The sequence below is a fragment of the Hydrogenophaga sp. genome, from assembly GCF_051007235.1.
Classification (GTDB): domain Bacteria; phylum Pseudomonadota; class Gammaproteobacteria; order Burkholderiales; family Burkholderiaceae_C; genus Hydrogenophaga.
In genome coordinates this window covers 1-3,869 of record NZ_JBPCSJ010000314.1, presented here as the reverse complement: position 1 = coordinate 3,869, position 3,869 = coordinate 1, and the positions used below count along the sequence as shown (strand labels likewise).

The window sequence follows — 3,869 nt, the reverse complement described above, 5'->3', positions numbered from 1 at the left end:
CCTCACCGCCGCCGACGGGCAAGCGAGCGACCCGGGCGTGTTCACCTACGCGCTGCCACCGTCCACCCTGGAACGCCTGGCCGCCGCCAGCGCCCCCGGCCAGACCGCGCTGCCACCCGACATGGCCGCCACGCTGCCGGTGCTGGGCGACTACCACCCGCTCACCGGCTGGACCGGCGGCCCTTTCATGACCGGCCGACCCGGCGACCGGTTGCACTACCCGCGCCACACGGCGCACGGCGTGTGGCCGGCGCGGGTGGCGCGGGTGTCCACCGCGTCACGCGCGCGCTACGGCCTGGTGGTGAACGCGGCCGACGGACGCACGCCGCAGGCCCGCGTGCTGGCCTCGCTGGGCCTGGTGGACACGCGCGACCCGGCCACCGTCTGGCACCGTCTGTACGCCGAGGCGGTGGTGCCCCCGGGCTGCGCCCTGCTCGTCTGGCTGGCCACCAGCGAAGCCGGGGTACCCGCCTTCGCGCCCGGCGACCCCGAGCAGCGCGCCCACTGGTACCCGCACCTGCTGGGCGAGCGCAGCGCGCTGCCAGCGGCCGTGCAGGCCGCGCTGCCGCCCGACCTGCCACGCGCCGCCTGGGTGAAGGACCCCACCGAGCTGCCGCAGGGCCAGGGTGTGCTCGGTTGCGCGCCGGTGCCTGGTTGCAGCGGCCTGTTCACCGTGCTGATCCAGCGCGCCCACACCGCCGTGCGCGCGCTGCAGGGCCCGCGCCTGTGGGTGGCGGTGGAACTGTTCGGCGACGGTCGCGCCAGCCCCGAACTGGTGGCCCTGCGCGCCTACGCCGGCCGCGTCTCGTACCGCGACCGCTACCTGCCCGCGCTGTACCACGAGCAGGTGTTCGGCGAAGACGCCGAGCGCGCCGGCACGGCCACCGGCGCCGATTTTCTGGACCGCTTCCTGCACCTGTTCGAAGGCCTGTTCAGCGACATCGAAGCCCGCGTGGCCGCCGCCGCGCTGGTGACCGACGCGCGCAGCTGCCCGCCCGAGGCCCTGCCCTGGCTGGCCAGTTGGGTCGGTCTGTCGCTGCACAGCGGCCTGCCCACCGAACGCGCGCGCTGGATGCTGGCCAACGCCGCGGCCCTGGCCCGCCGCCACGGCACGCTGGCGGGCCTGCAGCGGGCGCTGGACATCGCCACCGACGGCGGCGTGACGCGTGGCCGCATTGTGGTGGTGGAGGACTTCCGGCTGCGCCGCACGCTGTCCACCATCCTGGGCGCCGACCTGCAGGACCGGCTGGACCCGCTGACCAGCGGCATCACCCAGTCAGGCAACTCGGTGGTGGGCGACACCCTGTTCCTGGGCGACGCCGCCACCCTGCAAGACGACCAGCTGCAGACCTTTCTGGCGCTGTTCCGCCGCCTGAGTACCGAGGGCAACAGCGGCCGCCCGGGGGACCAGGCCCTGCTCGACAGGCAGAGCGCCGCCGCGCGCCGCGCCCTGTTCGACGAGCTGGCCCACCGTGTGACGGTGCTGGTGCACGAGACGGTGGACGCCGACGAATTCGGCCTCGTCCAGCGCCTGAGCCAGCTCGGCGCGCCAGCCCATGTGGCCGTGAGCGTCACCCGCGCCACCCACCCGTTCATGGTCGGCGTGGCCTCACTGATCGGTGCCGACAGTTTTCTGCGCGCCGCCCCGCCGCCGCGCCCGGTGCGCGTGGGCCCAGGCGACGAGACCTCGGCCCTGGGCGGTGTGGACACCCTGCGCGGCGAAGCCTCGCTGGACGCCCACGCCGGCGCCTTCGACGGCGTGTTGCCGCCCGCCACCGCACCCGCGGCCCCACCCGTGGCCCGCGCGCAGTGGCATGGCAGCACACCCGATGCACCGGACACACCGGGCGGTGCGGTCGCCACCACCGGCCCCACCACACCGTTCCAGCTCGACGGCAGCGCTTCGTCGGCCGACGACGGCCGCGTGATCACCGCGTACACGTGGACCCACCTGCCGCCCGCCTGACCCCTTCTTTTCCACCCACCCAGGAGTTTTCACCATGGCCAAATTGATTCCCGGCACCGACAGCGCCGTCAAGTCGGACGAGCCCCGGCTCGACGTGCTGGCCTCCGAGCGCGCGCCGCTCAAGCCCGGCAAACACGTGTTCCAGCTGGTCGTCTCCGACGACTCGGGCAACGACTCCGCACCCGCGAACGTCACCGTCATCGTGCTGGACACCACGCGCCCCACAGCGGTGATCGACCTGCTCAACCCCGACGGTTCGCGCAACCCCGATCCGGTGGTGCAGGTGCCGTTCGGCAAGGGCTTCCAGCTCACCGGCGACCGCTCCAGCGACGTCGGCGGCGCGGTCAAGATCTGGAACTGGACGCTGCTGACGGGCTGAACGGCACACCATGGAAACGCTCAAGCTCGGCGCCCGGATCAGCACGCCTGAACCGGTGGTGGCCCTGGACCCCACGCTCAAACCCGGCACCTACCAGGTGCAACTGGTGGTGGTGGGGCCCACGGGCAAGAGCGCCGTGGCCAGCCTGCTGATCAAGGTCGTCAAGGAGTGAACATGGGCGCCGCAGACCAAAACCTCGTGGTGGAACAGGCCGACGGCCTGGTCACCGACAGCCTGGCCACCCAGGGTGTGCCCGAGCGGGTGCACTACGCCACCGGCGTGCTGCTGGGGGCCGAAGATTTTGCAGACGAGCAGCGCTACCTGCGCGGGCGCATGGCCCGGGCGCACGCCGCGCTGTACGGGCACGGCACCGTGGCCGGCCTGCGCGTGAGCTGCCCGGCGCCGGACAACCCCGAGCTGGAAGTCTTCGTCGCCCCGGGCCTGGCCATGGACCGGCTGGGCCGCCTCATCGAAGTGCGGCGCACGCAGTGCATCCACATCGCGCGCTGGCTGGCCCGCCAGCAGGACCCGGCCACCTCGGCGGCCGAACGGCGCGCCGTCATCGACGCCGTGCGGGAGGACTCGCCCGGCCAGCCGCGCCTGGTGTTCGACGTGTTCGCGCGCTTTGCCATCTGCCCGCACGGCAAGACGCCAGCGTTCGCGGCCGGCCCTTTCAACGCCACCGACTACGTCGTGCCCGCGCGCCTGGCCGACGCCTTCGAGCTGACGCTGCAACTGGCCCACACCGTCAACGCCACGCTGGCCCGACCCGACGGCGACCTGGCTCGGCCCCAGCCGCGCTCGCCCAAGCTCGACGCCATGCTGGCCAGCCTGCAAGGCCTGACCGACCCGGCGCAGCTCGAAGCCGGGCGCCGCCTCTGGTGCATGGAAAGCGCACTGGACGCCTGGCCCACCGCCTCGCCCCTGAACCCCGAGCGCCTGCCCAAGCTGGCCGAACACGCCAGCGACGCCGACTGGGACCGCGTGCTGCTGGCCCGCGTGTCGGTGCCGGTGCGGCAGGCCGACGCCAACGCATTCCCGACGCTGGACCTGGACGCCCTCGCGGCCATCGCCGCCGCGCCCGCTCCCGCGGCCGACGCGGTGCAGGAGCCGCGCTGGCGCGACCTGGCCGACAACAGCCTGCGGCCCATCGTGTTCAACCCCTATTCGTGGCGGGGGGCGGCATGAGCGCAGCAGCGTCCGAGCAACCGAGCCCGCCCCGCGGGCCCCAAGGAGAGTGACATGGCCAACGCCAACAGCGACATCTCGGTCCACAGCGCGCAGGACAACGCGCGCCTGCAGGCGCAGCTGGCCGCCGGCGCGCTCATCGTGGACAGCGGGCGCCGCCGACCGTTCTATTTCGATGGCCGCTTCCTCACCGCCGACGACCTGACCGCCGACCAGAACTACATCCGCGCCCGCCAGTCGGACCTGGCCCAGGCCATCGGTGCCGGCGTGGTCCGCGGGCTCATGGTGGGGCTGGGCACGCAGGCCGCGTCCAACAGCCCCACGCTGGTGATCGAA

5 protein-coding genes are annotated in these 3,869 nt (G+C 73.4%); all 5 read left to right on the top strand.

What is annotated here, in order from left to right; translation table 11 throughout:
• A partial coding sequence (locus ACR2JA_RS11060; RefSeq protein ID WP_434009134.1) for a phage tail protein occupies window positions 1–1,966 on the top strand: 1,966 nt, incomplete at its 5' end.
• Window positions 1,967–2,000: 34 nt separating this feature from the next.
• Entirely contained in the window at window positions 2,001–2,345 is a 345-nt protein-coding gene (locus ACR2JA_RS11055; protein WP_434009133.1) for a hypothetical protein, read from the top strand.
• Between the two features lie 10 nt (window positions 2,346–2,355).
• Complete coding sequence (locus ACR2JA_RS11050; protein ID WP_310564928.1) at window positions 2,356–2,517, top strand: hypothetical protein; 162 nt, start codon at window positions 2,356–2,358, stop codon at window positions 2,515–2,517.
• 2 nt (window positions 2,518–2,519) lie between these two features.
• On the top strand, window positions 2,520–3,533 hold the full coding sequence (locus ACR2JA_RS11045; protein WP_434009132.1) for a hypothetical protein: 1,014 nt from the start codon (window positions 2,520–2,522) through the stop codon (window positions 3,531–3,533).
• Window positions 3,534–3,587: 54 nt separating this feature from the next.
• The coding region (locus ACR2JA_RS11040) for a hypothetical protein (RefSeq protein WP_434009131.1) at window positions 3,588–3,869 on the top strand (282 nt) is incomplete at its 3' end.